Origin of the sequence: Brevundimonas vancanneytii (genome assembly GCF_901421975.1) — a bacterium.
Taxonomy (GTDB): Bacteria; Pseudomonadota; Alphaproteobacteria; order Caulobacterales; family Caulobacteraceae; genus Brevundimonas; species Brevundimonas diminuta.
This window is the reverse complement of record NZ_LR588407.1, coordinates 2,922,716-2,949,177: the sequence shown is the minus strand read 5'-3', so window position 1 is coordinate 2,949,177 and position 26,462 is coordinate 2,922,716. Positions and strand designations below refer to the sequence as shown.

At 66.4% G+C, this 26,462-nt stretch carries 31 protein-coding genes; 15 read left to right on the top strand and 16 right to left on the bottom strand.

The window, feature by feature from the left end:
* Positions 1-84 precede the first annotated feature (84 nt).
* The gene (locus FGL25_RS14630) at positions 85-978 is read left to right on the top strand and encodes an SDR family oxidoreductase (RefSeq protein ID WP_138142107.1); all 894 of its coding nucleotides are present in this window, start codon (positions 85-87) and stop codon (positions 976-978) included.
* A gap of 2 nt (positions 979-980) precedes the next feature.
* On the opposite strand, the gene FGL25_RS14625 is transcribed toward FGL25_RS14630, so the two are convergent.
* Both FGL25_RS14625 and FGL25_RS14620 read right to left on the bottom strand, forming a co-directional pair.
* Positions 981-1,772 carry a metallophosphoesterase family protein gene (locus FGL25_RS14625; RefSeq protein WP_197733857.1) on the bottom strand — a complete coding sequence of 264 codons (792 nt, stop codon included), beginning with the start codon at positions 1,770-1,772 and terminating at the stop codon, positions 981-983.
* Positions 1,756-2,535, bottom strand: a complete 780-nt coding sequence (locus FGL25_RS14620) for a nucleotidyltransferase family protein (protein ID WP_138142106.1) — start codon at positions 2,533-2,535, stop codon at positions 1,756-1,758. Before FGL25_RS14620 ends, FGL25_RS14625 begins: the two co-directional genes overlap by 17 nt.
* Positions 2,536-2,645: 110 nt before the next feature.
* Here FGL25_RS14620 and FGL25_RS14615 point away from each other — a divergent pair, with 110 nt between their 5' ends.
* Positions 2,646-3,368 (top strand): cytochrome c oxidase assembly protein, encoded by a 723-nt coding sequence (locus FGL25_RS14615; RefSeq protein WP_138142105.1) that lies wholly within the window; start codon positions 2,646-2,648, stop codon positions 3,366-3,368.
* Complete coding sequence (locus tag FGL25_RS14610; protein WP_046654582.1) at positions 3,365-4,081, top strand: cytochrome b; 717 nt, start codon at positions 3,365-3,367, stop codon at positions 4,079-4,081. The genes FGL25_RS14615 and FGL25_RS14610 overlap by 4 nt, the downstream gene beginning before the upstream one ends.
* Here the strand turns inward: FGL25_RS14610 and FGL25_RS14605 are convergent.
* Together FGL25_RS14605 and FGL25_RS14600 are read right to left on the bottom strand one after the other, a co-directional pair.
* Positions 4,078-4,524 (bottom strand): DUF305 domain-containing protein, encoded by a 447-nt coding sequence (locus tag FGL25_RS14605; protein WP_138142104.1) that lies wholly within the window; start codon positions 4,522-4,524, stop codon positions 4,078-4,080. The genes FGL25_RS14610 and FGL25_RS14605 overlap by 4 nt on opposite strands.
* A 70-nt stretch (positions 4,525-4,594) precedes the next feature.
* Positions 4,595-5,335: a c-type cytochrome gene (locus tag FGL25_RS14600; RefSeq protein ID WP_138142103.1), complete on the bottom strand. Its 741-nt coding sequence runs from the start codon at positions 5,333-5,335 to the stop codon at positions 4,595-4,597.
* A gap of 110 nt (positions 5,336-5,445) precedes the next feature.
* Between FGL25_RS14600 and FGL25_RS14595 the strand changes: the two genes are divergently transcribed.
* The 6 genes from FGL25_RS14595 to FGL25_RS14570 are packed head-to-tail and all read left to right on the top strand — an operon-like array spanning position 5,446 to position 12,322.
* Positions 5,446-5,823: a c-type cytochrome gene (locus FGL25_RS14595; RefSeq protein WP_138142102.1), complete on the top strand. Its 378-nt coding sequence runs from the start codon at positions 5,446-5,448 to the stop codon at positions 5,821-5,823.
* Positions 5,813-6,763: a cytochrome c oxidase subunit II gene (gene coxB / locus FGL25_RS14590; protein WP_138142101.1), complete on the top strand. Its 951-nt coding sequence runs from the start codon at positions 5,813-5,815 to the stop codon at positions 6,761-6,763. The genes FGL25_RS14595 and coxB overlap by 11 nt, the downstream gene beginning before the upstream one ends.
* Positions 6,760-9,306 carry a cbb3-type cytochrome c oxidase subunit I gene (locus FGL25_RS14585; protein ID WP_138142100.1) on the top strand — a complete coding sequence of 849 codons (2,547 nt, stop codon included), beginning with the start codon at positions 6,760-6,762 and terminating at the stop codon, positions 9,304-9,306. Before coxB ends, FGL25_RS14585 begins: the two co-directional genes overlap by 4 nt.
* Positions 9,303-9,599, top strand: a complete 297-nt coding sequence (locus FGL25_RS14580) for a hypothetical protein (RefSeq protein ID WP_076224105.1) — start codon at positions 9,303-9,305, stop codon at positions 9,597-9,599. The genes FGL25_RS14585 and FGL25_RS14580 overlap by 4 nt, the downstream gene beginning before the upstream one ends.
* A gap of 54 nt (positions 9,600-9,653) precedes the next feature.
* Complete coding sequence (locus tag FGL25_RS14575) at positions 9,654-10,895, top strand: putative DNA modification/repair radical SAM protein (RefSeq protein ID WP_138142099.1); 1,242 nt, start codon at positions 9,654-9,656, stop codon at positions 10,893-10,895.
* Complete coding sequence (locus FGL25_RS14570; RefSeq protein WP_138142098.1) at positions 10,895-12,322, top strand: UdgX family uracil-DNA binding protein; 1,428 nt, start codon at positions 10,895-10,897, stop codon at positions 12,320-12,322. The genes FGL25_RS14575 and FGL25_RS14570 overlap by 1 nt, the downstream gene beginning before the upstream one ends.
* A gap of 73 nt (positions 12,323-12,395) precedes the next feature.
* Here the strand turns inward: FGL25_RS14570 and FGL25_RS14565 are convergent, their stop codons facing one another.
* The gene (locus FGL25_RS14565) at positions 12,396-12,833 is read right to left on the bottom strand and encodes a sigma 54-interacting transcriptional regulator (protein WP_138142097.1); all 438 of its coding nucleotides are present in this window, start codon (positions 12,831-12,833) and stop codon (positions 12,396-12,398) included.
* Between the two features lie 12 nt (positions 12,834-12,845).
* Between FGL25_RS14565 and FGL25_RS17830 the strand changes: the two genes are divergently transcribed.
* Both FGL25_RS17830 and FGL25_RS14555 read left to right on the top strand, forming a co-directional pair.
* The gene (locus FGL25_RS17830) at positions 12,846-12,941 is read left to right on the top strand and encodes an RtcB family protein (RefSeq protein WP_232464128.1); all 96 of its coding nucleotides are present in this window, start codon (positions 12,846-12,848) and stop codon (positions 12,939-12,941) included.
* Between the two features lie 177 nt (positions 12,942-13,118).
* Positions 13,119-14,491 (top strand): IS3 family transposase gene (locus FGL25_RS14555; protein WP_095046155.1). Its coding sequence is split into 2 segments (ribosomal slippage): positions 13,119-13,476 and positions 13,476-14,491, totalling 1,374 coding nucleotides; the frame shifts between segments, so codons are not numbered across the junction.
* Here the strand turns inward: FGL25_RS14555 and FGL25_RS14550 are convergent.
* Genes FGL25_RS14550 through FGL25_RS14535 form a run of 4 tightly spaced genes read right to left on the bottom strand, consistent with a single transcriptional unit; the run spans position 14,488 to position 17,442 of the window.
* Positions 14,488-15,867 carry a phenol 2-monooxygenase gene (locus FGL25_RS14550; RefSeq protein ID WP_252970205.1) on the bottom strand — a complete coding sequence of 460 codons (1,380 nt, stop codon included), beginning with the start codon at positions 15,865-15,867 and terminating at the stop codon, positions 14,488-14,490. The genes FGL25_RS14555 and FGL25_RS14550 overlap by 4 nt on opposite strands.
* Positions 15,868-15,869: 2 nt before the next feature.
* Entirely contained in the window at positions 15,870-16,139 is a 270-nt protein-coding gene (locus FGL25_RS14545; protein ID WP_087139175.1) for an MmoB/DmpM family protein, read from the bottom strand.
* Entirely contained in the window at positions 16,136-17,152 is a 1,017-nt protein-coding gene (locus tag FGL25_RS14540) for a phenol hydroxylase (protein ID WP_138142096.1), read from the bottom strand. Before FGL25_RS14540 ends, FGL25_RS14545 begins: the two co-directional genes overlap by 4 nt.
* Positions 17,149-17,442, bottom strand: coding sequence for a phenol hydroxylase subunit (locus FGL25_RS14535; protein WP_138142095.1), 294 nt, complete (start codon positions 17,440-17,442; stop codon positions 17,149-17,151). Before FGL25_RS14535 ends, FGL25_RS14540 begins: the two co-directional genes overlap by 4 nt.
* Positions 17,443-17,599: 157 nt before the next feature.
* Here FGL25_RS14535 and FGL25_RS14530 point away from each other — a divergent pair, with 157 nt between their 5' ends.
* Positions 17,600-18,556 (top strand): LysR family transcriptional regulator, encoded by a 957-nt coding sequence (locus tag FGL25_RS14530; RefSeq protein WP_138142094.1) that lies wholly within the window; start codon positions 17,600-17,602, stop codon positions 18,554-18,556.
* On the opposite strand, the gene pcaD is transcribed toward FGL25_RS14530, so the two are convergent.
* Genes pcaD through FGL25_RS14495 form a run of 7 tightly spaced genes read right to left on the bottom strand, consistent with a single transcriptional unit; the run spans position 18,537 to position 24,347 of the window.
* Positions 18,537-19,325 (bottom strand): 3-oxoadipate enol-lactonase, encoded by a 789-nt coding sequence (pcaD, locus tag FGL25_RS14525; protein WP_138142093.1) that lies wholly within the window; start codon positions 19,323-19,325, stop codon positions 18,537-18,539. The two genes, FGL25_RS14530 and pcaD, sit on opposite strands and share 20 nt — an antisense overlap.
* Positions 19,322-20,524 (bottom strand): 3-oxoadipyl-CoA thiolase, encoded by a 1,203-nt coding sequence (pcaF, locus tag FGL25_RS14520; RefSeq protein WP_138142092.1) that lies wholly within the window; start codon positions 20,522-20,524, stop codon positions 19,322-19,324. Before pcaF ends, pcaD begins: the two co-directional genes overlap by 4 nt.
* A 49-nt stretch (positions 20,525-20,573) precedes the next feature.
* Positions 20,574-21,224, bottom strand: coding sequence for a 3-oxoacid CoA-transferase subunit B (locus tag FGL25_RS14515; protein ID WP_138142091.1), 651 nt, complete (start codon positions 21,222-21,224; stop codon positions 20,574-20,576).
* Positions 21,221-21,943, bottom strand: a complete 723-nt coding sequence (locus FGL25_RS14510) for a CoA transferase subunit A (protein WP_197733885.1) — start codon at positions 21,941-21,943, stop codon at positions 21,221-21,223. The genes FGL25_RS14515 and FGL25_RS14510 overlap by 4 nt, the downstream gene beginning before the upstream one ends.
* A 9-nt stretch (positions 21,944-21,952) precedes the next feature.
* The gene (locus FGL25_RS14505) at positions 21,953-22,846 is read right to left on the bottom strand and encodes a dioxygenase family protein (RefSeq protein WP_138142089.1); all 894 of its coding nucleotides are present in this window, start codon (positions 22,844-22,846) and stop codon (positions 21,953-21,955) included.
* Positions 22,847-22,885: 39 nt separating this feature from the next.
* The gene (catC, locus tag FGL25_RS14500) at positions 22,886-23,176 is read right to left on the bottom strand and encodes a muconolactone Delta-isomerase (protein ID WP_046654385.1); all 291 of its coding nucleotides are present in this window, start codon (positions 23,174-23,176) and stop codon (positions 22,886-22,888) included.
* Between the two features lie 4 nt (positions 23,177-23,180).
* Entirely contained in the window at positions 23,181-24,347 is a 1,167-nt protein-coding gene (locus tag FGL25_RS14495) for a muconate/chloromuconate family cycloisomerase (protein WP_167493360.1), read from the bottom strand.
* A 50-nt stretch (positions 24,348-24,397) separates the two neighbouring features.
* Between FGL25_RS14495 and FGL25_RS17825 the strand changes: the two genes are divergently transcribed.
* The 3 genes from FGL25_RS17825 to FGL25_RS14490 all read left to right on the top strand — a co-directional run bounded on the left by FGL25_RS17825 (position 24,398) and on the right by FGL25_RS14490 (position 26,460).
* Complete coding sequence (locus tag FGL25_RS17825; protein WP_290125526.1) at positions 24,398-24,523, top strand: hypothetical protein; 126 nt, start codon at positions 24,398-24,400, stop codon at positions 24,521-24,523.
* 76 nt (positions 24,524-24,599) lie between these two features.
* A complete protein-coding gene (locus tag FGL25_RS16905; RefSeq protein ID WP_003164223.1) occupies positions 24,600-24,740 on the top strand; it encodes a hypothetical protein in 141 nt (46 codons plus the stop codon).
* Between the two features lie 232 nt (positions 24,741-24,972).
* Positions 24,973-26,460 (top strand): catalase, encoded by a 1,488-nt coding sequence (locus FGL25_RS14490; protein ID WP_138142088.1) that lies wholly within the window; start codon positions 24,973-24,975, stop codon positions 26,458-26,460.
* Positions 26,461-26,462 lie beyond the last annotated feature (2 nt).

Genomic DNA, 26,462 nt, shown 5'->3' with positions numbered 1-26,462 from the left:
GACGACGTTCCGCCGCAGGAGGGGAACGCGCGGACAGAGGGCGACTTAGGAAGGCACGCCCTTCAAACGTCTACAGGAGCCGTCATGTCCGACCGTCTGACAATGCAGGATCCCCGTCATCAGTATCCGCGTCCGCCATTTCCGCGGCAGCCGCAACCGGCGCCCGGACTGGCGGCTGAGATGGAGCCCAGTCCCGATCATGGGGAGGAGAGCTATCGCGGCCACGGGCGGCTGAAGGGGCGTCGCGCCCTGATAACCGGGGCCGATTCCGGCATCGGCCGCGCCATCGCCATCGCCTACGCCCGCGAAGGGGCCGATGTCGCCGTCTCCTATCTGCCCTCCGAGGAGGCCGACGCGCGCGAGGTGATCGCCCTGATCGAGGCCGAAGACGTCAAGGCGCTGGCCCTGCCCGGCGACGTGCGTGACGAGGCGTGGAATGCGGCCATGGTGGCGCGCACGCTCAAGGCCTTCGGCGGCCTGGACATCCTGGTCGTCAACGCAGGTCGGCAGCAGTTCCGCGAGGACGTAGGCGAGGTCTCGACCGAGGATTTCGACGCCACGCTGAAGACCAATCTCTACGCCCTGCACTGGTTGTGTCAGGCGGCGACGCCGCACCTGCCGCCGGGCGCGGCGGTCATCACCACGGCCTCGATCCAAGCCTATGAACCGTCGGACATCCTGCTCGACTACGCCACCACCAAGGGCGGGATCGTCACCTACACCAAGGCCCTGGCCAAGCAACTGATCGAGAAGGGCGTGCGGGTGAACGCCGTGGCGCCGGGCCCCTTCTGGACGGTTCTGCAGCCCAGCGGCGGCCAGCCTCAGGAGAAGGTCGAAAAATTCGGGGCTCACAGCGCCTTCGGCCGCCCGGGCCAGCCGGTCGAGATCGCACCCGTCTACGTTCTGCTGGCGTCGCAGGAAGCCAGCTTCGTCACGGGCGAGGTCTGGGGCGTCACCGGCGGCGCCGGGATCGCCTGAGCTCAGACCTCGAATACGCGATAGGGCGTGTCGCCTAGCGCCCGCAGCACGGGCAGGGCGACGTTGTAGACTGGGACGCCGCGCGCCGTGCGGCCTTCCGGCGCCCCGCGATGCGCATGGCCGTGCACCACCAGCTTGACGTTCTCATAGCGATCGACGACCTCCGCCAGCCGCGATGAGCCGAGGAAGGCGTGGATTTCCGGCGGCTCGCCGATCACCGTGTCGACCACCGGCGCATAGTGGAGAAGCACGACGCTCCGTTCGGTGCGCAGGGTGCGGATGGAGTTCTCGATGAGGTTGGCGTCCTCCACCGCCTCATTGACGAAGGTCTTCACCGAGGCCTCGCCGAACGAACTGAGCATGTAGCGGCCGAAGCCGCCCACGAAGCCTTTTCCCCCGGCGAAACCGACGCCGTCGATCTCATAGGCCTCGCCGGTGAGCATCTTCACGCCGGCTTCGGTCAGCATGCGGGCCACCTCCAGAGGTTGGCCGCACTCGTGCTCGTGATTGCCCAGCACGCCGATCATGGGGATGCGGCAGGCGCGCAGATCCTCCAGCAGGTTCTCCACCTCGACCGTCTTGCCGAAATTGACCAGGTCGCCGCACAGGCAAAGCACGTCCGCGTCTTCATGCACCCGGTCGAACAGGTCGCGATAGGCGCGATGCGAGGTCTCGCCGACGTGCAGGTCGCCGACGGCGGCGACGCGAAGCTTTTTCTTCGGTCCGGCTTCCATGCCGGGTTGAGGCGTCTGGCTTTCAGCGGCGGGGGCGGCGGGTTCAGGCGACGGGGTCATGGCGTTCCTCCAGGCCCTTGCCCACCACGTCGCCGAAGCCCCATTCGGAGATGTCGGCGATGTAGTCTCTGGGGCTGAACAAGCGGCCGCGGCAGACCTTTACGCGCGGCGCCGGCAGATCGACCTGAGCCTGAAGGCGGCCGATCAGCTCCGTCATCAGCCACGCCGGCACCAGGCCGCGCTCCGTCGGATAGGCGAAGCGGAAGTTGAGCAGATGCGCCATCAGCACCTCCCAATAGAGGTCCATCTGATCCAGAAGCGACTTCCAGTCGATGGCGTCGGCCTGCTTGAGAATGACGTGGTTCACATCGGCGCCGTCGTAGCGATAGCGGTCCTGAATGAAGGCCTTGGACAGGATCAGGGCGGTCGGCGGGGTGATCGTCACCTCATGCCCGTAGACGGTGATGCGATCCGGCCCGAACCAACTGTCGGAGACGGCGATGGTGCCGTTCGACATGGCGAAGATGACGTCAAAGAAGTGCTTGTCGTCCTTCCAGACCTTGGCGATCCAGCGTTCGTCCTCGACGTCGGTGCGATAGCCGTGCGCCTGGAAGAAGGCCAGAATCCGGGGGTAGTCGCCGGGCTTGCAGAAGACGTCCAGATCCTTGGTCGGCCGACGGATGCCTGTATAGGCCGTTACGGCGTAGGTGCCCGAGAGCAGGAAAGGAACGCCGGATTCCTTCAGCAGACGCAAGGACTCTTCATAAAAGGCCTGGGCTTCTGCGGGAGGCTCGAAGGCGGGGTCGGCGACGGTATCGGACATGAGCGGGTTCCTGAACAGGGCATGGAAACGGCGCATGGCGAAACCGGGTTCCGCTTCGTTTGAGCCAGCAGGAGCGGTGAACCGTCGCTGCGCGGAGGCGTTGGCCCAGGATGGTCGATGCCGTCTGGACACCTTATTGCGGGCCCGCGCCCGATCCGCTCGAGGCGCTGAGCCGCTGGAACGGCGATCCGGTTCTCTGGGTCGTTCTGACGGCTGCGACGGTCGCGGGGCTGGTTCTGCTGCGCGGGCCGGAAAGGGGGCGATATACGGCTGCGATGACCGTGCTGGTGATCGGTTTCATCTCGCCTCTGTGCGCGCTGAGTTCGGCGTTGTTCACCGCACGGACGTTGCACCACCTGCTTCTGGTGCTGGCGGCGGCCCCGTTGCTGGCCCTTTGTGTGCCGGCGATGAGAAAGCCGAGGCTGGCGGCGGCGACGGCCGCGCAGGCGGTGATCTTCTGGGCCTGGCATGCGCCGGGCCTCTATGCCCAGGCCCTGTCGCATGATGCGATCTACTGGTTGATGCAGTTCACTATTCTGGGCAGCGCAGTCTGGTTCTGGGCGGCCGTGCGCAGCGCCAGAGGCCATGCGGCCGTCGCCGCCTTGCTGGCGGCCATGCTGCTGATGGGGCTTCTGGGCGCCCTGATCGTGTTCGCGGGCCAGCCCCTCTATGCGCCGCATTTCGCCAGCACCATGGCTTGGAACATGACGCCGCTGGAGGACCAGCAGGCGGCCGGACTCATCATGTGGGCGCCGGCGGCGGCGGCCTATCTCCTGGTCGCCCTGTGGCGGATTCACGGTCTGCTGAAGCCGGCGGGCGAGGCGGCGGCATGATCGACCGGCTGATCGCCCAGGCGCTGGAGTGGGCAGCCGGTCATCATGATGAGGGGCGCTATTCCCCCGTGGCCATCTGGTTTCACTGGATCATGGCAGGTCTGGTCGTGTTCCAGTTGGGCTGGGGCTGGTGGATGGGGCGGTTGCCGGTCGGCGGCGAGAAGGTCGCCGCCTATGAGGTCCATTTCGCCGTCGGCGTGCTGATGCTGTTGCTGGTGATCGGCCGCCTGACCTGGCGGCTGGTCGCGCCGGACCTGATCAATGACGCAGACAAGCCGGGGTGGGAAAGCACGGCGGCCCGCGTCACCCACTATGTGTTCTACGTCTGTCTGTTCGGCCTGCCGTTGTCGGGTTGGGCGATGGTCTCCGCGACGGCGCGAAACACCCAGTTGGAGGCGGCGGGCTTCATTCCATGGCCGCTGTTGCCGATGCAGAATTTGTCGAACCGCCAGCTGTGGGCGGTCGAGGCTGCGGCGGAGTGGATGCACTGGGCGTTGATTGTCGCTCTTCTGCTGATGATCCCGATCCATGCGGGGGCGGCGCTGAAGCATCACCTGATCGACCGCGACGACGTCTTTCACGCCATGCTGCCGGTCGTGCCTCAACTGAGGCCGCGCCGCACGCGATGGCAGCGACGATGGCGCGCGCTGGAGAAAAGGATCGCGACGACCGTTCGGGGGCTGCGGCGCGGCCGCACCCGCTCCCAGGTCTAGAGTCGGTCCAGGATCGCCTGCATTTGGGCGATCTCCCGCTCTTGAGCGACGATGATTTCATCGCACAGGGCGATCAGTTCAGGGTGGGTCAACTTGGCCTTTCCGCACATCAGGATCGCCCCGGAATGATGGGGGATCATGCCGCGGATCAGTTCCTGGTCGTTAATGGCCGCCTGGGTGCGCATGGCGTAGAAGCTGGCGGCGAATACGACGGCGGCGACTCCGATGATGATCCAGTTGGCGCGTCTGTTCTGGAACATCGAACGCATCGACAGCAGCATGACCACGGCCATCGGCGCGACCATCATCAGCGTCATATAGACGTTGTTCAGGTTGAAGCGGAAATGATCGAGCGTCGCGATCATGGTGAACATCACCAGATACATGATGACGAAGTCGATCAGCAGTTCGATTGCGAGATTGCGATAGCTGTGGGCGTGCATGAGGGGCCTCCACCGGGTTGTTAGTCGTGTGACAGGCAATCTCTGGGCGCGCGGCCTGTTCCCGAGGAGTTCAGTCGCCGTCGGAACGAGCGGGGCGGCGGATCTCGCGCGACGCGGCCGGGCGCGCGGCAGCAGCGACCGAGGCGACGCGGGCGCTCGACGCTTCGGCGCGGACCGGGGAGGGCGGCTGGGTCGACAGCCAGGCGGCGATGGCGCGGGCTTCGTCGTCCGTCAGCCTTTGGACGGCGGCGGCCATGACGCCGCGCGGGTCATTTCGCCGCTCGCCGGACTTCCAGCGGTCAATCTGTTCCAGCGTATAGGCGGCGGGCTGCCCGGCCACGATCGGCTGACCTTCGCCCGCGCCCTGGCCCTCAACGCCATGGCAGGCGGCGCAGGCGGTGACGCCGCGGGCCGTATCGCCAGTCAGCCAGATCGGAGGCGGGGAGACGGTTGAAGCTCGCACGGCGGGCGCGGGCAGTCCGGCGTACCAGGCCGCCACGGTCCGGCGCGCGTCCTGATCCAGACCCTTGGCCACGCGGGTCATGACGTCGTCAGGGCGCAGGCCGCTGGCGTAGTCCTCCATCTGTTTCTGCAGATAGCCCTGGTCCAGACCGGCCAGACGCGGCGTCGAGACGCCGTCGCCTTCGCCCTTCAGGCCGTGGCAGGTGAAACAGGCGTTGGTCGCGCCGCCCGCGCCGCCACCCATGGCGATGATCTCGCCGGACGCCTGAAAGGCGCGATCAGTTACGCCCGGCGTCGTATCGCAGGCGGCGAGGGTCAATCCCAGAAAAGCGAGGAGCAGGGCGCGCACCCTGATCCAACACCGGCGTTGCGGCGCCGGTTCCGCCTCGGAACCCCTGGCCGCCCGGCGGATTGGTTCTGGCGAAGCGGAAAGGGGCCGGATGCTGTCATGTCGCGACGATGGGGAAGATAGGGGCTGCGGTTTCAGCCGCGGGCCTGCTGGGCCTCGCCGCCTGCGCGGACAAGGCTGGGGCGCCGCGCGACCTGGCGGGCGCCGACGCGGTCGAGGGGCTGCGCCTGATCCGGACCCAGGGCTGCGGCGCCTGCCACGCTATTCCCGGCGTGGCCTGGCCCGAGGGGCGGACCGGCGGATCGCTGGCGGGCGTCGGGGCGCGGCCGATGATCGCCGGGCGACTGCCGAACCAGCCTGCGGTCATGGCCGCCTTCGTGCGCGACGCCCCGTCGTTGCTGCCCGACACCGGCATGCCGCCCATGCCCCTGACACAAGCCGAAGCCCGCGACATAGCGGCCTATCTCTATACGCTCGATGACGACTGAGACGCCGGACATGCTGGGCGGCTGGCCGCCGCCGGTGCTGGACCCCGCTGGGCCGTTCGCCGGGCCGGTGACGGTCGTCGCCTGGGTGCTGTTCGTCATGGGCGCGGTGGTGCTGGCCGTCGTCTTGATCGCGCTGGGCGTCGCCCTGTTCGGGCCGAGGAAGTGGAAACGTCGCGTCGGCGGCGAGCGCCTAGTCTGGATCGGCGGCCTGGCCTTTCCGGTGGTCGTGCTGACGGGCCTGCTGATCTACGGCCTCAGCGTCACCGCGCGCGTGTCGGATGCGCCGCGCGGCGGCGAGATGCGCGTGCGCGTCACCGGGGAGATGTGGTGGTGGCGCGTGGCCTATCTGGACGACCAGGGCCGCGAAAAGGTCCAGGACGCCAATGAGGTTCACATCCCCGTCGGCCGCCCGGTGGTGGTCGAACTGGAGAGCGCCGACGTCATCCATAGCCTGTGGGTGCCGCGCCTGGGCGGCAAGACGGACATGATCCCAGGCCGTCGCAACTTCATGCGCCTGCAGGCTGACAAGCCGGGCGTTTATGCGGGACAGTGCGCGGAGTATTGCGGCGGACCTCACGCCCTGATGGGCTTCGTCGTCGTCGCCCATCCCGAGGCCGACTTCGAGGCCTGGCGGGCCAGGCAGGCCGCGCCCGCCGCGCCGTCCGCCCTGCCGGGCGCGGCGGCGTTCGGCGCCTCGGGGTGCGGCGCCTGCCACACCATACGCGGAACCGAGGCCAACGGCCTGGCCGGGCCGGACCTGACCCATGTCGGTTCGCGCCAGACGCTGGGCGCGGGCATCCTGCCCAACAATCAGGGCACGATGGCGGGTTGGATCGCCGACAGCCAGGGGATAAAGCCGGGCAATCGGATGCCGTCCTATCCGGTGCTGACCGGGCGCGAGCTGCGCGACCTGGCCGCCTATCTGGACAGTCTGAAATGACGTCGGAAACCGGCTTCGACGTCCGCAAATACGATCGCTTTCCCACCGAAGAGCCGCGTCCGGACGGCGAGCTGGAGCAACTGGAGGCCGCCTGGTGCGGTCCGCGCCGTCCCGGCGAGTGGATCACGGCGATCAACAACAACATCATCGGCGTTTATTACGTCGGCGCGGCCATGCTGTTCTTCGTGCTGGCGGGAGTGCTGGCGCTGCTGATGCGCACCCAGCTGGCGCTGCCGATGACCGGCTTCCTGCCGCAGGAGACCTACAACCAGATCTTCACCATGCACGGTACGGTGATGATGTTCCTGTTCGCCGTGCCGGCGGTCGAGGCGTTGGGCGTGCTGCTGTTGCCGCAGATGTTGGGGGCGCGAGACCTGCCGTTTCCGCGCCTCGGGGCCTACGCCTTCTGGGCCTATCTGATCGGCGGCCTGGCCTTCTTCTGCTCCCTGTTCTTCGGCCTGGCGCCGGACGGGGGATGGTTCATGTATCCGCCGCTGACCGGCATGACCTATTCGCCGGGGATCAACGCCGACTTCTGGCTGCTGGGCATCGGCTTCATCGAGATCTCGGCCATCGCCGGAGCGATCGAGATCATCGTCGGGGTGCTGAAGACGCGCGCGCCCGGCATGACGCTGGACAAGCTGCCGGTCTTCGCCTGGGCCATGCTGATCTTCGCCTGCATGATCATCATCGCCTTTCCCTCGGTGATCCTGGCGACCTTGCTGCTGGAGCTGGAGAGGGCGCTGGGCTGGCCCTTCTTCGACCCGCTAAAGGGCGGCGATCCCATGCTGTGGCAGCACCTGTTCTGGTTCTTCGGCCACCCGGAGGTCTACATCATCTTCTTGCCGGCGGCCGGGGCCATGTCGACCATCATCCCCGCCATGGCGCGCACGAAGCTGGTCGGCCATCCCCTCGTGGTCATGGCCATGCTGGCGACCGGCTTCATCAGCTTCGGCGTGTGGGCGCACCACATGTTCACCACCGGCATGCCGCAGATCAGCATCAACTACTTCAGCGCCGCCTCCATGGCGGTCAGCGTGCCTGCCGGGGTGCAGGTCTTCGCCTGGATCGCCACCATAGCGGCCGGAAAGATGCGCTTCACCACGCCGGGTCTGTTCGCCGTGGGCGGTCTGGTCATCTTCGTCATGGGCGGGCTGACTGGGGTGATGGTCGCCATGGTTCCCTTCGACTGGCAGGCCCACGACAGCTACTTCATCGTCGCCCACCTGCACTATGTCCTGATCGGCGGCATGGTCTTTCCCATGTTCGCGGCCATCTACTACTGGCTGCCCATGTCCAGCGTCCGGCCGCTGAGCGAGCGCATGGGCAGATGGGTCTTCTGGCTGATGTTCGCCGGTCACAACATCGCTTTCATGCCGATGCATCTGACTGGGCTGATGGGGATGCCGCGTCGAGTCTATACCTATCTGCCGGGGCGGGGGTGGGATCTGCCCAACTTCATCTCCACCGTCGGGGCCTTCCTGTTCGGCCTGGCGGTCCTGCTGTGGGTCGTCGACATGATCCGCAACTTCCGCCCCTTCGGCCCGCGCGAGGCGGGCAATATCCACGACGGCCCAGGCCTGGAGTGGCTGCCCAGCGGCTATTATTCCGTGCGCTCCGTCCCGGTGGTGAAGAGCCTCTATCCGCTGTGGGAACAGAAGAGCTTGGCGAAGGAGGTGGAGGAGGGGCGCTGGTTCCTGCCCGGCGCGGCGGGAGGCGAGCGCCAGACGCTGGTCACCAGCCCTCTGAACGCTGAGCCGCAGTATGTCTTGCGCCTCCCGCGCCCATCGCCTTGGCACGTGTTCGGCGCTCTTTTCACGGCCGGCTTTTTCCTGATCCTGACCATCCAGGCCTATGTCGCCGCCGTGGTCAGCGGCGTGCTGGCGATCTACTGCATCATGCGCTGGTGCTGGTTTCTGGACGCGCCGCATACCCGCAAGACGACCGACATCGGAGCGGGCGTGCGTGTACCCAACTATGTCTCCGGTCCGGCCAGCCACGGCTGGTGGGCCATGGTGATCGTGCTGATCGTCGGCGGCATGGTCTGCCTGCTGGCCGGCTTTTCCTACATCTTCCTGTGGAGCCGGCGCCCGGATCTGTGGCAGGCGCCGCCGGAGACGGCGTCGATGATGCTGCATCTGGGCGGTCTGGCCTTAGGAGGGCTGTGCGCCGCAGCGGCGCCGCGCGTTCTGCGCCGGACCGGGAAGGGAGCGGAGACGCTCGCTACGGTTCTTCTGGTCATCAGCGCCATCGGCGCCGCGATGGCGATAGGGCTTGAGCTCCAAGCCTGGTGGACCTCGGGGCTCAAGCCTGACGCCACCAGCCAGGGCGCAGCCGTCTTCGCCCTGCTCGGCTGGTCGGCGACGTTCGCCGGGATCGGGATGTTAATGGGGCTCTACATCCTGTTGCGACGGGCGTTCAGGCGCTTGTCGGCCGAGCGTCCGTCGACGATAGACCTGATCGGCCTCTTCATGACCTATACGGCGGCGCAGGCGGTGATCGTGATGCTGCTGATCCGACTGTTTCCGGGCTCCGGCGCATGAGGCGCTGGCTGGCCATGACGGCGGGGCTGCTGATCTGGGCCGCGCATTTTCTGGGGCTTTACCTGCTGGCCAGCGCCGCAGACGTGTGGTCCTCGACCGAGGCGGCCGCCGGTCGCTGGATCGGGTTGGGTTTCAGCCTTCTATGTCTGACGCTGATCGCCGCCGCGGCCTTCGCCATGGCGCGGCGTCCGGCGCCGGAGGGGCCGGCTCTTTGGGAGCGGCGTGTCGCCTTAACAGGCGCTCTGGTCGCCGCCGTCGGCGTGACCTGGCAGACCGCACCGCTGGCGTTCTGAGAAATCGCTCCGGCCAAGCTGGATCATCCCATGAATGGAACATATCATGAACAAATGGCGCAGATTGATTTGAGACGAAAGCTGGCGGTGCTGGCGGATGCGGCGAAGTATGACGCTTCATGCGCCTCATCGGGTTCGACCAAGAGAGATTCCCTGGGCGGTCGAGGCATAGGCTCGACCGAGGGCATGGGCATCTGTCACGCCTATACGCCGGACGGCCGGTGCGTCAGCCTGCTGAAAATCCTGCTGACCAACTTCTGCATCTACGACTGCGCCTATTGCATCAACCGGGTGTCATCGAACGTCGAGCGGGCGCGTTTCACGGTGCAGGAGGTCGTGGACCTGACCCTGGCCTTCTACAAGCGCAACTATATCGAGGGCTTGTTCCTGTCGTCGGGGGTGATCCGCAACGGCGACTACACCATGGAACAACTGGTCGAGGTCGCGCGGCGACTGCGCGAAGATCACGACTTTCGCGGCTACATCCATTTGAAGCTGATCCCCGAGGCGGACGCACGGCTGGTCGAGCTGGCGGGCCTGTATGCCGATCGCTTGTCCGCCAACATCGAACTGCCCCGCGACGAGGCCTTGGGCCGACTGGCGCCCGAAAAGGACGCGCGAACGATCCGCAAGGCCATGGGGCAGGTGCGGCTGAAGCTGGAAGCGGCCCGGCCCGAAAAGAAGGACCGAAAACGCCCGCCCGCCTTCGCCCCAGCGGGGCAGTCGACCCAATTAATCGTCGGCGCCGACGGGGCGCCGGACACAGAGATCATGGCGCGCAGCGCCGCCCTGTATGGCGGATACGGCCTGCGTCGGGTCTACTATTCCGCCTTCAGTCCTATCCCCGACGGCTCCAACCTGTTGCCGCCGACCAAGCCGCCGCTGATGCGGGAACACCGGCTTTACCAGGCCGATTGGCTGATGCGATTCTACGGCTTCACCGCGCCCGAGATCGGGGAGGGGACGGACGATGGAATGCTGGATCTGGCCGTCGATCCCAAACTGGCCTGGGCCTTGCGTCGGCGCGAGGCCTTTCCCGTCGACGTGAACCGTGCAGCGCGTGAGGCGCTGCTGCGGGTGCCGGGACTGGGTGTGAAGGCGGTCGACCGCATCCTGTCCGTGCGGCGGCATCGGACCTTGCGGTTGGAGGACGTGGGCCGACTGACGCGCTCCATCGAGGCGGTGCGGCCGTGGATCACCGCCCTGGACTGGACGCCCGGCGGCCTGACCGATGCGGCGGACCTGCGTGCGCGCCTGGCCCCCCGGCGCAAGGCCGAACAGTTGAGCCTGTTCTGATGCGGACCCTTGTCCTGGCCGATCCGCTTGATTTCGACAGCTGGCGCGAGGCGGCCCGGCGTTTGAGGCTGGCGGGCGTCGAGCCGGCCCAGGCGCGGTTCGCCGTGGGCCGTTCGCGTGGCGACCTGTTCGACGAGGCGGCGGCTCTTCCCGAAGTCGAGGGCGCATTCAACGCCCCGCGCGCCTTCATGGAGACGGCGGCGCAGTTGATCCAGCATCGATCCGAGGATCGTTTTGATCTGATGTATCGCCTGCTGTGGCGCTTGAAGGATCAGCCTGACCTGCTGGCCGTCCTGTCGGATCGGGATGTGGCCGAGGCGGCTGATCGGGTGAAGGCGGTGCGCCGCGCCGCCCACAAGATGAAGGCCTTCGTCCGATTCCGACAGGCTGAGGATGAGGCAGGCGACCACTGGGTCGCCTGGTTCGAGCCGGCGCATCGCGTGTTGCAGGCGACCGCGCCCTTCTTCGCCCGGCGATTCAGCGCCATGCGATGGACGATCCTGACGCCGGACGGCTCAGCTCATTGGCACGGAGAGACCTTGACCTTCGGCCCTGCCGGCGAACAGGCGCAGGCCCCGGCCGAGGACGCCGTGGAGGACTTCTGGCGCACCTATTACGCTTCGACCTTCAATCCCGCACGGCTGCGGCTTCAGGCGATGCGGTCGGAAATGCCCAAGCGCTACTGGAAGAACCTGCCCGAGGCGGCGCTGATACCGGAACTGACCGCCGCTGCGTCGGTTCGCACCGAAGCCATGGTGACGCAGTCCGCACCGAAACCCAATGAGCGTTTCCAGCGCGTCCGCGCACCTTCCGTCGATCGCGCGCCGACCGACGATCTGGTTCCTGGCGATCTGGATGAGCTGGCGCGGGGCGTTCAGGGGTGCCGCCGCTGTCCTTTGTGGCGCGACGCCACCCAGGGCGTCTGCGGCGAGGGCCCCAAGCGTGCGGCTCTGATGGTGGTAGGCGAACAGCCGGGCGATCAGGAGGATCTGGTCGGACGACCCTTCACCGGTCCCGCTGGACGCCTCCTGGACGCGGCGTTTGAAGAAGCGGGCCTGCGTCGTCGTGACCTCTACCTGACTAATGCGGTCAAGCACTTCAAGCACGAACCGCGCGGCAAGCGCCGACTGCACAGAACGCCAAGCCCTAGCGAGGTTCAGGCCTGCCGCTGGTGGTTGGATCATGAGCGACGTCTGGTGAAGCCTCGGCTGATCCTGGCGCTGGGCGCAACGGCGAGTCTGGCGGTGCTTGGCCGGAAACCTGCCGTGCAGGCCGAGCGGGGCCGGGTCATCACGGCGGACGACGGCGCGCGCGTGTTTCTTACTGTTCACCCTGCTTATCTGCTGCGCCTGCCTGATCCGGCTGCGAGGGATAGCGAACGCGCCAAATTCCTGGCGGACCTCAGAGTCGCATCGGCCGAGTTTTAGTGTCTGTCGACGAAATCTCAGGCGAGGAAGTCAAGGGTGAGGTATCGCCCAAATCCTGCTCCCGCACCCAAGCTCACAAAGCCCCGATGGCATACGCCTCGGGACTTTCTGCTGTCTGCGCCTGCTCCAGCGCCAACAGCATCGTGTCGAATGGGGGTTCACCAGGCTTCACCGTTCGCGCATGGCTCTGGGCCTCAGGCCCATCCGGGCTTGCAGGGCGTCCATCTCCGCCCCCTGCTTTCGGTCCGCCAGGAAATGCGCGAAGCGGAAGAATATCCTCTCGCCTTTCGCGCAGCGGGGGCATCCGCAAACGCACGACGTACAGGTGATAGAACAGGTCGGATCGAAAAGCACCCTCTTGAGCCGCGCCTACCAGATCGCGTTTCGAAGCGGCGATGACACAGGCGCTCCGACGGTCCGATAGGTCCATACGCATGAAGAGAGACGACCACGTCGCACGCACGCGATCGAAGATCCGGAGCACTTGCTCATCGAGGATGCGGCGCGTCATCAGTTGAAGAACGTGGCCTCGCTGCCGTTTATCCATAAACACGTGGCGGCCATGCCGGACGTGCATTGGGCCATGAAAGCTCTGGTCAATCCGCTGCTACATCGATAGGCCGGATGTGAGAGCATTCGGGGGCATGATCATGCGTGGTGAGGTTCTGACATTCGATCAGGCGACCGGGATGGGGGCGATACTGGGCGATTGTTCGGCGTCAGCGCCTTTGGCACAGATCTGGGGTTGCGGATAATGGAGGGATTGGGTCTCGTCGCAGTGACGTAAGGAACGCAGATGAGACCCAATCCCTCCAGCCCAAAATTGGCTGCCAAGCCCACCAAGAAGCCCGCCGAGGTGGTGGTGAAAGATATTCGCCGTGCCACACGCCGGCATTTCTCGGCCGAGGATAAAATCCGCATCGTGCTCGAAGGCCTGCGCGGCGAGGAGAGCATCGCTGAACTGTGCCGCCGCGAAGGCATCGCCCAGAGCGTGTATTATTCCTGGTCAAAAGAATTCCTTGAGGCTGGCAAACGCCGTCTGGCCGGGGACACGGCCCGTGCCGCCACCAGTGACGAGGTCAAGGATCTGCGCCGTGAAGCACTGGCTCTCAAGGAATGCGTGGCCGACCTGACGCTCGAGAACCGCCTGCTTAAAAAAAGCATGATCGCGGATGGGGGCGACCAAGAATGAGGTATCCCGCCGCAGAAAAGCTCGAGATCATCCGCCTCGTCGAGCAATCCCATCTGCCCACCCGACAGACGCTGGAGAAACTGGGCATCCCACGCCGCACCTTTGCCCGCTGGTATGCCCGCTACCTTGATGGTGGGCCTGAGGCGCTGGAAGACCGCCCCTCGGCGCCAAGCCGGGTATGGAACCGGCTGCCCGAGAATGTGCGCAAACAGATCATCGACATGGCGCTGGAGGAAAGCGAACTCTCGCCCCGCGAGTTGGCCACCAAATTTACCGATGAGAAGCAGTACTTTGTCTGCGAGGCCACGGTTTATCGCCTGCTCAAGGCACAGGATCTGATCGCCAGCCCAGCCTATATCGTCATCAAGGCCCGCGACGAGTTCCACACCAAGACGATGCGACCAAACGAGATGTGGCAGACCGACTTCACCTATTTCAAGCTGATCGGTTGGGGCTGGGTTTACCTCTCAACCGTGCTCGACGACTATTCCCGCTACATCATCTCGTGGAAGCTGTGCACCACCATGACGGCGGGCGATGTCACCGACACGCTGGACTTGGCGCTGGCCGCATCAGGTTGTGACAGCGCCACCGTGCTGCACATGCCGCGCCTGCTCTCGGACAATGGCCCGAGCTATGTCGCGGGCGAACTGGCCGCCTATATCGAGGCCCAGTCCATGAGCCACGTGCGCGGCGCCCCCTTTCACCCCCAGACACAGGGCAAGATCGAGCGCTGGCACCAGACCTTGAAAAACCGCATCCTACTGGAGAATTATTACCTGCCCGGCGATCTCGAAGCCCAGATCGAAGCCTTCATCGAGCACTACAACCACCAGCGCTATCACGAAAGCCTGGGCAATGTGACGCCCGCAGATGCCTACTTTGGCCGCGATCGGCAGATCCACGCCCAGCGCGCCGCCATCAAGAAACAGACCATCGAACATCGCCGCTTGCAGCACCGCAAGCTCGCCGCCTAAAAGCCAACCCCTGACGAGGCCCGCTCTCCGTTAACGCCACGCCAAACCTGCGCCAAATGTTTCGACGACGGACAGCAGCCGTCCGAACAGGTGTGGAACTTGTCGCCGCCGTGCTCAGAGACGCGGAAGCTGATGGTGTTCGGATCGCCGACCTCGGTGAAGGCCATCGGGATCTGGCAGACCTGACACAGCTGAGGCAGGCCGTCGTTGTAGAAGCGTTTGCCTTCCTCGGCCTGTTCGCGCCACTTGCGATAGCGCGGCTCATAGTGCTGGGCGAAGGTGTCGGGATACTTCTCGCGCAGCCAGGCCATGTGGGCTTCGTCGATGTCCCAGGTGTGCATGGCGGCGGCGTGGGTGTAGTTGTAGAAGATGCCCCACGCCTGGTGCGTCATGTGGCCCTTTTCGGCCTTGGCGACGTCGGCGTATTTCGGCTCGCGGATGCCATAGCGCGCCAGGTCGGCGAACAGGGCGCCGCCCGCCTGCTCATAATAGGTCTCCCAGGCCTCGCTCCAGGACATGACCTTCTTGGGCAGCATGTAGTCCATCATCATGCCGACCAGGGACAGCAGGCGGTATCCGCGCCAGAACCACTTGTCGATCCAGCCCTGGACGATCGGCACATTGGCCTCGTCCTGTTCCAGCAGGAAGCGGACGGCCTCAAGGCCCAGCGTCATGTGGCGGCTCTCGTCCGACTGGGCCGAGAAGCCGAACGTCACCGTCGCCATGTCGCCGTTGTAGGCCGCGCCCGACATGAAGGGCACGAACAGCAGATTGGTCAGGACGTATTCGAAGGCGAAGCTGATCGAGGTCAGGAACTCGAACGGTCCGGCGCTGGTCGCATCGTCGAAGAAGGATTTGGGCACCGACAGATACCACAGGCGGTCATGCATGTGGGTGAAGTCGTGGATGCCGTCGAAATACTTGTTGTAGTGGCTGATGGTGTGGATCTGCGTCTGGCAGTGACGCAGTTCGTCGATCGACTGCATCTGCGCCGCCACGCGCAGGCCCGCGCCCGGCAGGTGCCGCGCCAGGTGGGCGAAGTGGCGGTGCGCCTGATACTCCAGCGGGGTCACGCCCTGGATGAACAGCTTGACCGCGTTCAGATACCGGGCGTCGGTGATGCCCAGCTGGCCGTTGTTCTGGGCCATGGAGTCGATGACGGCGTAGAGCTTGCGCTCCTTCTCCGCCTGGAATTTCCAATAGGCGTCCATGGTCAGCTTGAAGGGATCTTCCCAGGCGTCCCAGTCGTGGATCTTGATCCCTTCGTATTTGGCGAAGGGGAAGATGTCGTCGGCGCGCTGATAGGTCGGTTTCCAGTCCAGACCTCGCGTATAGGCGCCGTATTTCTGCTTCAGGCTCATTTTGCGCGGGGTCATGCCTATCTCCAGAAGATGATCAGAGAGCCGTCGTCCTCGTCCACCGAACCGGACAGGGAGATGACGCTGAGGTGGATTTCCTGAGGGTCCCAGTCGCGGCCCAGGCGTTCGGAAACGCTCTCGGCGCGGATTTCCAGCCGACCGGGGCAGTCGATCTTGGTCATGGCCGGGAAGGGGTTGCTCTTGGCCTCGGGGTTGTCGGCCAGGATGGCTTCAATGATGGCGAAACCGTCCTGGGTGTTCTGAATGCTGATGGAAACGGGCTTGATCATGCTGCCATCTCCCGGGCTTCCAGGGCGTTCAGGCCGACCATCCGTTCGCGCAGACGCGCCCCGACGGCATCGACGGCGACGTCGCCTTCGGCGCCCAGCACCATGGCGGCGATCGGGCGGACGGCCTCTTCGGCGCGGGCGGACCAGCGCTCGAACCACTCGCCCAGCACGATGCGGTTGGCGTCCGATTCAGCGGCCGCCGCCTTGACCACGGCGTCGGTCCAGCGGCTGTTGTCGGCGAACCAGTCGCCGAGGAAGCCGGTCATCATCGAGAAGGCCGAGCCGTTATGCGCGGCGCCGGCGCGGTCGAAGGCGCCTGTGACCAGCGGATAGATGTAGCCGTCCAGCACGATCAGCTGGGCGACATACAGCTCGAACCAGTCGTGCACGACCATCTGGTCCTCGGCCAGACGGCGCAGGGGCTGCCAGACATCGGCCTCCAGCCATTGCGTCTTGGCGTCGGCCAGGGCGCTCTCCGTGCCCTGACCCAACAGCAGGCCGATGCGTGAAATAACCTGGGCGATGCCCAGGCGGTCGGCGCCGCAGAAGGCCGCCGCCGAGGTGATCTGGGTGCCATAGCCCCAGTCGGCCATCAGCTGGCAGTTCATGTTCGCTGCCCATTCGACATGGCGCAGCGGCAGCAGATAGGCGGCGAACATGTCGCGCCAGGCCGGGTCGACGCCGGCGGCCAGATCGCGCTTCTCGACGAAGTTCACGGCGTCGTCGAACGACTGCTGCATGGCCGCGCGGCTGATATTGTACGAGGCGTAGTAGAACTGGCGCGGGTCGCGGAAGACGTACCAGTCGTTCATCACGATGCGCGTGCGGCGCGGATCGTACAGTTCGAACTCGGGCGAATAGGTCGGCCGATAGTGGAAATTGGCCGTCGGCTGGACGTCATAGGTGGCCTCGTCATAGCGCGAGGCGGGCTTGTCGACGCCGAAGCGCCGCGCGATGTGCGAGAAGGTGTGACGCCGCGGCGTAATCGCCTCAGCTTTGAGGTCGATATTCATTGTGACGCTCCAACAGGCTCAGGGGCGACGGCGGGGCCGTCCTTGACGAGGCGCAGCACGGCGTGGCTGGCGGCGGGATCGGCGGCGGTCACCAGACAGCCGTTCTCCAGGCAGAACTCCCGGAAGGCGATGACCGGCAGGACCAGTTCGACGCTCAGGTCGGGGTCGCCGTAGATGAAGTCGAACTCCACGATGCCGTTGTCCGTCAGGTTGCGGACGACGGTCTGGAGCTTGGGGCGACCGCTCGAAAACGGGCTGGGTCGCGTGATCGGGCTGGGCGCCGCTGTCATGTTCGTTTCCTGGGTTGGACCGCTTTTCGCGGTTCGTTGTTCCGTTCCCTGAAACGAAGACTGTCGGAGGGTCTGATAATGGGCCAATACAAAAAGGGCAGAGTCTGATGCCTTTTGGTTATTGCCTTGCGGGCGGGCGTCAGGCTCTGATGTTGGAATGAAACGCTCGCCGAAGCCGGAACCTCTGCCGCGCGCTGTCCTTTCGGGCGTCGATGTGCGGCGCCTGCGCTATTTTCTTGCCGTGGCCGAAGAACTGCACTTCGGCCGGGCGGCGGAACGGCTTTACATCGCCCAGCCCGCGCTTAGCCGTCAGATCGCCAGCCTGGAAAACGCCATCGGCGCCCTGCTGTTCGACCGCAGCCGCAGCGTCATCCAGCTGACCCCGGCGGGCGAGGCCCTGTTGCCGCGCGCCCGCGACATTCAGGCGCGGGTCGCCGACGCCGTGCGGGTGGCGCGCCGCGCGGCCGAAGGACTGGTCGGGGTGATCCAGGTGGGCTTCGTCGGCTCGGCGACCTTTTCGATCCTGCCGGGCGTGTTCAACGCCTATCGCGAACAGTATCCCGAGGTCGAACTGGTGCTGCACGCCATGAACACGGCGGAACTGCGGGTGGCGCTGCGCGACCGCTCCATCGACGTGGCCTTCGCCCGGCCCGGCATTCAGGATCCGGACATTGTCAGCGAGGTGGTCCAGCGCGAGCCGTTGATCGTGGCCCTGCCGGACACCGACGTCCTGGCCGAACAGAGCCATATCGCCCTGGCTGATCTGGCCGTGCGGCCCTTCATCCTCTATCCGCGCCAGCCCCGGCCCAGCTTCGCCGACCATGTGCTGGATCTGTGCCGCGCCGAGGGCTTCACGCCCGAGATCGCCCAGGAGACGCTGGAGATCCAGACCGCCCTGTCGCTGGTGTCGGTGGGGGCGGGGGTGTCGCTCGTGCCGGAATCGACCTCGGAGGCCCAACTGCACGGCGTCGCCTATCGGCCCCTGTTGGGACAGGAGCGGGAGACGCAGTTGAGCCTGGCCTATCTGCGCGACAACCGATCCTCGGTGCTGGGCGGCTTCTGCGCCCTGGTGCGCGAACGCACCCGCAGCCAGATCAGGCCGCGAGGAAGCTGAGCACGGCGCCGGCGAAGGCGTCGGGTTGTTCGACGTTCGACAGGTGGGCGCCGTTCAGCACCTTCAACTGCGCCTCGGGAATGGCCTTCACCAGGGCGGCGGCGTGGTCGGGCGGGGTGGCCGGATCGGCGTCGCCCGAGATGACCAGCGTCGGCGTCGTAATCAGTCCGCCCAGTCGCCGTAGGTCCATGTCGCGAATGGCGGCGCAGCACCCGGCGTAACCCTGCGGCGAGGTCGCCAGCAGTCCGGCCTCAATGACGGCGACCGGATCGGGCGCGCGGGCGGCGAAGTCCGGCGTGAACCAGCGGGCGACCGAGGCTGCCGCCAGCGGCGCCATCCCTTGCGACAGTGCGCTGGCGATGCGTGCGTCCCATGCCGAGGGCGGCCCCATGAAGGCTGAGGTGTTGGCCAGCACCAGCCGCTCCAGCCGTTCGGGCGCGCGCACGCCCATCCATTGGCCGACCATGCCGCCCAGCGACAGGCCACAGAAGGCGACGCGCTCAAGCGTCAGCGCGTCCAGCAGCTCCACCACGTCGCGGCCCAGTCGGTCGAGACCATAGGCGCCCGCAGGCGCGTCCGAGGCGCCGTGCCCCCGGCTGTCATAACGCAGCACCCGGAACCGGGCGGCGAAGGCGGCCATCTGGGCGTCCCACATCTCCATCCGCGTGCCCAGCGAGTTGGACAGCAGCAGCACGGGCGCGTCTTCAGGCCCGTCGAACCGATAGGCCAGACGGCAGCCGTCGCCGAGCGTGACGTGTTGCTCGCTCATACCCGCTCCACGATCATGCCGATGCCCTGACCGACGCCGATGCACATGGTGCAAAGGGCGTAGCGGCCGCCGGTGCGGTGAAGCTGCTCCACCGCCGTCATGACGATGCGGGCGCCGGACATCCCGAGCGGATGGCCCAGGGCGATGGCGCCGCCGTTGGGGTTAAGGCGCGGATCGCGCGGATCGACCTGAAGCTCCTGCAACACGGTCAAGGCTTGCGCGGCGAAGGCCTCGTTCAGCTCGATGACGTCCATGTCGGCCATGCTCAGGCCGGTGCGGGCGAACAGCTTGCGCGCCGTCTCGACCGGGCCGACGCCCATGATGCGCGGCGCCACGCCCGAGGCCGCCATGGCGACGACGCGGGCGCGCGGCGTCAGGCCGTGGGCGCGGGCGGCGGCCTCGGAGGCGACGATCATCGCCGCCGCTCCGTCATTGAGGCCCGAGGCGTTGCCCGCAGTCACCGTGCCGTCCGGCCGCACGACCGGCTTCAGCCTGGCAAGCGCATCGAGTGAGGTGGCGCGCGGATGCTCGTCCACGGCGAAGACGACGGGGTCGCCGCGACGCTGGGGCACGGAGACGGGAACGATCTCGGCGTCGAACCGGCCAGAGGTCAGGGCGGCGGCGGCCTTGGTCTGGCTGTCCAGGGCGAAGGCGTCCTGCGCCTCACGACTGACGCCCCATTGTTCGGCGACGTTCTCGGCCGTTTGGGGCATCGTATCCACGCCATAGTCGGCGCGCAGGGCCGGGTTGATGAAGCGCCAGCCCATCGTCGTGTCTTCGATCATCTGGGCGCGGTCGAAGGCGGTCGCGGCCTTGCCCATGACATAGGGGGCGCGGGTCATGCTCTCGGCGCCGCCCGCGATCACCAGCTCGGCCTCGCCCGCGCGGATGGCCTGCGCCGCCAGCCCCACGGCGTTGAGGCCCGATCCGCACAGGCGGTTGATCGTCGATCCCGGCACGGTCTCGGGCAGGCCCGCCAGCAGCACCGCCATGCGCGCCACGTTGCGGTTGTCCTCGCCCGATTGATTGGCGCAGCCCAGAATGACGTCCTCGATGGCGCTCCAGTCCAGCGCAGGGTTGCGCTGCGCCAGCGCCCGCAGCGGGATCGCCGCCAGATCGTCGGCGCGCACCGCCGACAGCCCGCCGTTCAGCCGTCCGACCGGGGTGCGGACGGCGTCGCAGATGAAGGCCTCGGTCATATGGCTTGCCCTATCGCTCGCCGCGCGGCGGCTCCCTGCATGAGGGCGGTCATGCCACCGCCGCCGCGATGGCCAGCGGGGCGCCGGTCCTGGCCGTGATCTCCTCGACCGTGACGCCGGGGGCGGTCTCGATCAGCGTCAGGCCGCCCTGTTTGCGGTCGACGGCGATGACGCCCAGATCGGTGATGATCAGATCCACGACCTTCCGGCCGGTCAGGGGCAGGGCGCATTGCTCCAGAATCTTGGGCGAGCCGTCCTTGGCGACGTGATCCATCACCACGACGATCCGCTTGACCCCGGCGACCAGATCCATGGCGCCGCCCATGCCCTTCACCATCTTGCCGGGGATGGTCCAGTTGGCCAGATCGCCGTTGGCGGCGACCTCCATCGCCCCCAGCACGGCCATGTCGATGTGGCCGCCGCGGATCATGGCGAAGCTGTCGGCCGACGAGAAGAAGCTGGAGGTTGGCAGCACCGTCACCGTCTGCTTGCCGGCGTTGATCAGGTCGGGGTCCGCCTCGCCCTCGTAGGGGAAGGGACCGATGCCGAGCAGGCCGTTCTCGCTTTGCAGCGTGACGCGGACGCCTTCGGGCACATGGTTGGCCACCAGCGTCGGAATGCCGATGCCCAGGTTCACATAGTAGCCGTCGCGCAGTTCCTGCCCGGCGCGGGCCGCCATCTCGTCACGGGTCCAGCTCATGACAAGGCCTCCTCGCGCGGACGGGTCGTCAGCTTCTCGATGCGCTTTTCATTGATGGTGCTGAGGACGATGCGGTCGACATAGATGCCCGGCGTGTGGATGGCGTCGGGATCGAGGGCGCCTTCGGGGACGAACTCCTCGACCTCGACCACGGTGGTCTTTCCGGCGGTCGCCATGTTCGGATTGAAGTTGCGCGCCGTCTTGCGGAACATCAGGTTCCCGGCCGGATCGGCCCGCCAGGCCTTGATGATCGACAGGTCGGCGCGCAGCCAGGTCTCGCGCACATAGTCTTCGCCCTCGAAGGTCTCGACGGGCTTGCCCTCGGCGACGACGGTGCCGACGCCGGTCTTGGTGTAGAAGGCGGGGATGCCCGCGCCCCCCGCCCGGATGCGTTCGGCCAGGGTGCCCTGCGGGTTCAGTTCCAGTTCCAGTTCGCCCGAGAGATACTGCTGCTCGAACAGCTTATTCTCGCCGACGTAGCTGGAGATCATCTTCTTCACCTGACGGCTCTCCAGCAGCATCCACAGGCCGAAGCCGTCGGCGCCTGCGTTGTTGGAGATGACGGTCAGCCGGCCGACCCCGGCCGCCCTGATCTCGGGGATCAGGCTCTCGGGGTTGCCCGAGAGCCCGAAGCCGCCGGACATGATGGTCATGCCGTCGAACAACAGGCCCTCGAGCGCGGCGCGGGGAGAAGCGAAAATCTTGGACACGAACCGCAGGTCTTCCGATCAGGCCGCCGCGCGGGCGCGGCCGGACAGGTGCTCGTCCGCCTTGTCAGCGGCGCGCTGCAGGGTGAAATCGAAGGCGACGTAGGCGCTGTCGCCCTGACGCTGCGGCACCGGCAGCAGGCCGTCGCGCGTGGCGAAGGCGAAGTCGTCGGCCGCGAACGGATCGTCGCCGAAGTTGATCTGGGTCGTCAGCGAACGATAGCCGGGCGCCTCGACGAAGAAGTGGACGTGGGCCGGGCGGTTGCCGTGGCGGCCGATGGCCTTCAGCATCCGGTCGGTCGCGCCGTTCGGCGGCACCGAATAGCCGCTGGGGATCTTGGAGCTGAAGTAGTAGCGGCCGTCCGCGCCGACCTTGATGCGGCGGCGGTTGTTGAACGGGGTCTGCTCGCCGGTCGGGTCGAAGTGGGAATAGAAGCCCTTCGAATTGGCGTGCCAGACGTGAAGGATGGCGTCGGCCGGGGCCTCGCCGTCGGGCCCGACGATGTTGCCGGTCATATAGAGGGTGTCGGTGTCGTCGGCGTCGTCCGTCAGGTTGACGCTGTCGCCTTCGACCAGGGGCGCGCCCTCGACATAGAGGGGGCCTTCGATGGTGCGCGGGGTGCCGCCGGTGCGGCCCGCCTCGGCGTCCTTGGCGTCGAGGACAAGGTCCATGAAGTGCTCAAGACCCGTGCCCGGCACGATCAGGCCGAACTCCTGGGCGCCGTCCTGGAAGAATTTGATCGCGCCCCAGAACTCGTCCTCGCTGACGTCATGCTTGGCGATGACGCGCATCAGGGCCTCGATTACGTCGCGGGTGATGGACTTCAGTCGGGGATCGCCGCCCTCGACGGTCATGCCGCTGGCGCGGTCGAGAAGCTGTTGAACCTCGGGCGTGGCGACGAAATCTTCGGTCATGTCTTCTTCCTCTCCAATAGTGTTGGCCCTTGTGGGCTCTTAGCGATCGTCCTCGTGGATCGATGACGGATGGCGGCACAGGGCGGTGACCTGGACGTCCATGTAGGGAAACAGCGGCAGGGTGCTGAGCAGGTCATGCAGCGTCTGGGCGTCGGCGACGTCGAAGACGCTGACGTTGCTGTATCGCCCCGCGACGCGCCACAGGTGGCGCCAGATTCCCTGACGCTGCAGATCCTGGGCGCGGGCCTTTTCCTCGGCCTTCAGCCGGTCGATCTTCGCCGGGTCGGCGTCGTGCGGAATGCGCACATCCATGGTCACATGAAACAGCATCGTCTTACCCCGCAACCAGTTTGGGCGTGATGACCGAGGTCCGGGAATCTCGATCGCGGCGGAGCGCCGCAATGGCGTCCTCGTTCAACTGAACGCCCAGACCCGGCCCGCTGGGCACGCTCAGGCAGCCGTCGGCGTAGTGCAGCGGCTCGACCAGCAGTTCCTCGGTCAGCAGCAGGGGGCCGAACAGTTCGGTGCCGAACTCGATCTCGGGCAGGGTGGCGAACAACTGGGCTGAGGCGATGGTGCCGACCGGCCCTTCCAGCATGGTGCCGCCGTAAAGGGCGACGCCCGCAGACTGGGCGACGCCCGCCAGACGCTTGGCCTCGGTCAGGCCGCCGGCCTGGGCGATCTTCAGGGCGAAGACGTCGGCCGCCTGACCGCAGGCCAGGGCGTAGCCGCTCTCGGGACCGTGCAGGGCTTCGTCGGCCATGATGGGGATCAGGCCCATCGCCGTCAGCCGCGCCATGCCCGCCGTCGCATGGGCGCGGATCGGCTGCTCGACCAGATCGACGCCCGCCTCGGCCAGCAGGGGCAGGGCGCGTTTGGCGGCGGCCTCGCTCCAGGCCTGATTGACGTCGACGCGGATGCTGGCGCGGGCGCCCAGGGCGCGCTTGATCGCCGCGACGTGGGCCACGTCGTCCTGCACCGGGCGCTTGCCGATCTTCAGCTTGAAGGCGGCGTGGCGGCCCGACGCGATCATGGCTTCGGCCTCGGCGATGTCCTGGGCGGTGTCGCCGCTGGCCAGGGTCCACAGCACCGGCAGGCGGTCGCGGATGCGCCCGCCTAGCAGCTCGCTGACCGGCACGCCCAGGCGCTTGCCCTGAATGTCCAGCAGGGCGGTCTCGACGGCGTTCTTGGCGAAGCGGTTGTCGATGATCGAGCGGCGCAGGCGATCCATGATGACGGCCGGGCGGGTGGTGTCGGCGCCGATCAGCAGCGGCGCGAAATAGGCGTCGATCGCCAGCTTGATGCCTTCGGGGCTTTCGCCGCCGTAGCTCAGACCGCCGATGGTGGTGCCTTCGCCGACGCCCTCGACGCCGTCGGCGCAGTGCAGGCGCACCAGGACCACGGTCTGCGACTGCATGGTGGCGACCGACAGGACGTGCGGCCGGATGGTCGGCACGTCGAGGACGATCGTCTCCACCCGTTCAATCGCTGATGCCTGCACCCTGTCGTCTCCGCGTTCTCTGTTGAGACCGACCTTAGGAGGCGTGTGTCATGACCCAAAATGCCGATTTGTTCAGAATTGATGCTGAAAAGGCATCAAGCGGCGCGGCTCTGCGTCCCGAGCAATCATCTGTCGAGCGATGTTCCGCCAAACTTCTGTCGCTGAAACTTGGCTAGACCGCCGTGGAAATGTGCGCGGATCATCATGGAGCCGCCCTAGTTTTCAGCGTCATCGCAGACGGGGCTGACGGGCATGAAGTTCGCTATTTCACCACGGGCGATCGCGCCTCTGACGATTGCGGGTTTGGCGCTGGCGACGGCGGTTCTGATTGCAGTCGTCCCCGGCCAGGCGCAGGCCGCCGAGGCGCTCCAGGCCGCGCACCGCCTGCTGTGACGTTGGCCGGAACGGCTGGGGCCTAAGGTCGTTCTGCCAGATGTCGCCTGCTGAGATCGCTGACCCGGAGCTTGATCCGGCGAGATCGGCTGCGCCGTCATGGGCGCTTTACCGACCCGTCAGAGCAGTTGTCTTTTCAGCGACAGGGACGGTTGCAATTTCACGCCTCTGGTCCATCTCATAAGCCAAGCTCGGCTGTGGGTGACGCGGCGGGCGGCAGAGGAGACAGGCGATGACCCAACAGAAATCAGGCTCCACGACGGGCGCAGGCGCTCCGGCGGTCAGTGATCGGAACTCGCTTACCGTCGGGCCGAACGGGCCCGTGGTGCTGCACGACGTGCACTTCCTGGAGCAGATGGCGCACTTCAACCGCGAGAAGGTTCCCGAGCGCCAGCCCCACGCCAAGGGCTCGGGCGCGTTCGGCGTGTTCGAAACCACGCACGACGTCTCGGCCTATACGAAGGCCTCGCTGTTCCAGCCGGGCGCGAAGACCGAAATGCTGGCGCGCTTCTCGACCGTGGCGGGCGAGCAAGGCAGCCCCGACACCTGGCGCGACGTGCGCGGCTTCTCGCTGAAATTCTATACGGACGAGGGCAACTACGACCTGGTCGGCAACAACACCCCGGTCTTCTTCGTGCGCGATCCGATGAAGTTTCCCCACTTCATCCGCAGCCAGAAGCGGCTGCCCGACTCCGGGCTGCGCGACAACCACATGCAGTGGGACTTCTGGACCAACAATCCCGAGTCGGCGCACCAGGTGACCTATCTGATGGGCGTGCGAGGCCTGCCGCGCACCTGGCGTCAGATGAACGGCTACGGCTCGCACACCTATATGTGGATCAACGCCGCGGGCGAGAAATTCTGGGTCAAGTACCACTTCCATACCCGCCAGGGCATGGCCTTCTTCTCCAACGCCGAGGCCGCCGCCATGTCGGGCGCCGACGCCGACTTCCACCGCCGCGACCTGTTCGACGCCATCGCGCGCGGCGAGCATCCGGTCTGGGATCTGTCGGTTCAGGTCATGCCCTACGCCGAGGCGGCGACCTATCGGTTCAACCCCTTCGACCTGACCAAGACCTGGTCGCACAAGGACTATCCGCTGATCCCGGTCGGCGTGATGACGCTGAACCGCAATCCGGAGAACTTCTTCGCCCAGATCGAACAGGCGGCCTTCTCGCCCGGCAACACCGTGCCCGGCATCGGCCTGTCGCCGGACAAGATGCTGCTGGGCCGGGCCTTCGCCTATAACGACGCCCAGCGGAACCGCATCGGCACCAACTTCCACCAGCTGCCGGTGAACCAGCCCAAGGTGCCGATGAACACCTATATGTTCGACGGGCATATGGCCTATCACCACTCGGGCGCCCAGCCGGTCTATGCGCCCAACAGCGGCGGCCGCACATGGTCGGACGAGACCGGCCCGGTCCATGACGGCTGGGAGGTCGACGGCGAACTGGTCCGCAGCGCCTATACGCTGCACGCCGAGGACGACGACTTCACCCAGCCCGGCGTATTGGTGCGCGAAGTGTTCAACGACGACCAGCGCGCTCAGTTGGTCGATCAGGTGGCGGGCAGCCTGCTGGGCGGCGTGCGTTCCCCGGTGCTGGAGCGCGCTTTCGACTATTGGAAGAGCATCGACCCCGACGTCGGCGGCCGTATCGAGGCGGCGGTGCGGGCGGGCGGCGCCCCGCGCCCGGCCGAGGGCATGGGCGAAGGCTGACG

Coding starts and splice junctions, on each gene's coding strand:
- FGL25_RS14630 (WP_138142107.1), top strand. CDS start 85: ATGTCCGACCGTCTGACAATGCAGGATCCCCGTCATCAGTATCCGCGT.
- FGL25_RS14625 (WP_197733857.1), bottom strand. CDS start 1,772: ATGACCCCGTCGCCTGAACCCGCCGCCCCCGCCGCTGAAAGCCAGACG.
- FGL25_RS14620 (WP_138142106.1), bottom strand. CDS start 2,535: ATGTCCGATACCGTCGCCGACCCCGCCTTCGAGCCTCCCGCAGAAGCC.
- FGL25_RS14615 (WP_138142105.1), top strand. CDS start 2,646: ATGGTCGATGCCGTCTGGACACCTTATTGCGGGCCCGCGCCCGATCCG.
- FGL25_RS14610 (WP_046654582.1), top strand. CDS start 3,365: ATGATCGACCGGCTGATCGCCCAGGCGCTGGAGTGGGCAGCCGGTCAT.
- FGL25_RS14605 (WP_138142104.1), bottom strand. CDS start 4,524: ATGCACGCCCACAGCTATCGCAATCTCGCAATCGAACTGCTGATCGAC.
- FGL25_RS14595 (WP_138142102.1), top strand. CDS start 5,446: ATGGGGAAGATAGGGGCTGCGGTTTCAGCCGCGGGCCTGCTGGGCCTC.
- coxB (WP_138142101.1), top strand. CDS start 5,813: ATGACGACTGAGACGCCGGACATGCTGGGCGGCTGGCCGCCGCCGGTG.
- FGL25_RS14585 (WP_138142100.1), top strand. CDS start 6,760: ATGACGTCGGAAACCGGCTTCGACGTCCGCAAATACGATCGCTTTCCC.
- FGL25_RS14580 (WP_076224105.1), top strand. CDS start 9,303: ATGAGGCGCTGGCTGGCCATGACGGCGGGGCTGCTGATCTGGGCCGCG.
- FGL25_RS14575 (WP_138142099.1), top strand. CDS start 9,654: ATGGCGCAGATTGATTTGAGACGAAAGCTGGCGGTGCTGGCGGATGCG.
- FGL25_RS14570 (WP_138142098.1), top strand. CDS start 10,895: ATGCGGACCCTTGTCCTGGCCGATCCGCTTGATTTCGACAGCTGGCGC.
- FGL25_RS14565 (WP_138142097.1), bottom strand. CDS start 12,833: ATGACGCGCCGCATCCTCGATGAGCAAGTGCTCCGGATCTTCGATCGC.
- FGL25_RS14550 (WP_252970205.1), bottom strand. CDS start 15,867: ATGACCCCGCGCAAAATGAGCCTGAAGCAGAAATACGGCGCCTATACG.
- FGL25_RS14545 (WP_087139175.1), bottom strand. CDS start 16,139: ATGATCAAGCCCGTTTCCATCAGCATTCAGAACACCCAGGACGGTTTC.
- FGL25_RS14540 (WP_138142096.1), bottom strand. CDS start 17,152: ATGAATATCGACCTCAAAGCTGAGGCGATTACGCCGCGGCGTCACACC.
- FGL25_RS14535 (WP_138142095.1), bottom strand. CDS start 17,442: ATGACAGCGGCGCCCAGCCCGATCACGCGACCCAGCCCGTTTTCGAGC.
- FGL25_RS14530 (WP_138142094.1), top strand. CDS start 17,600: ATGAAACGCTCGCCGAAGCCGGAACCTCTGCCGCGCGCTGTCCTTTCG.
- pcaD (WP_138142093.1), bottom strand. CDS start 19,325: ATGAGCGAGCAACACGTCACGCTCGGCGACGGCTGCCGTCTGGCCTAT.
- pcaF (WP_138142092.1), bottom strand. CDS start 20,524: ATGACCGAGGCCTTCATCTGCGACGCCGTCCGCACCCCGGTCGGACGG.
- FGL25_RS14515 (WP_138142091.1), bottom strand. CDS start 21,224: ATGAGCTGGACCCGTGACGAGATGGCGGCCCGCGCCGGGCAGGAACTG.
- FGL25_RS14505 (WP_138142089.1), bottom strand. CDS start 22,846: ATGACCGAAGATTTCGTCGCCACGCCCGAGGTTCAACAGCTTCTCGAC.
- catC (WP_046654385.1), bottom strand. CDS start 23,176: ATGCTGTTTCATGTGACCATGGATGTGCGCATTCCGCACGACGCCGAC.
- FGL25_RS17825 (WP_290125526.1), top strand. CDS start 24,398: ATGACCCAAAATGCCGATTTGTTCAGAATTGATGCTGAAAAGGCATCA.
- FGL25_RS16905 (WP_003164223.1), top strand. CDS start 24,600: ATGAAGTTCGCTATTTCACCACGGGCGATCGCGCCTCTGACGATTGCG.
- FGL25_RS14490 (WP_138142088.1), top strand. CDS start 24,973: ATGACCCAACAGAAATCAGGCTCCACGACGGGCGCAGGCGCTCCGGCG.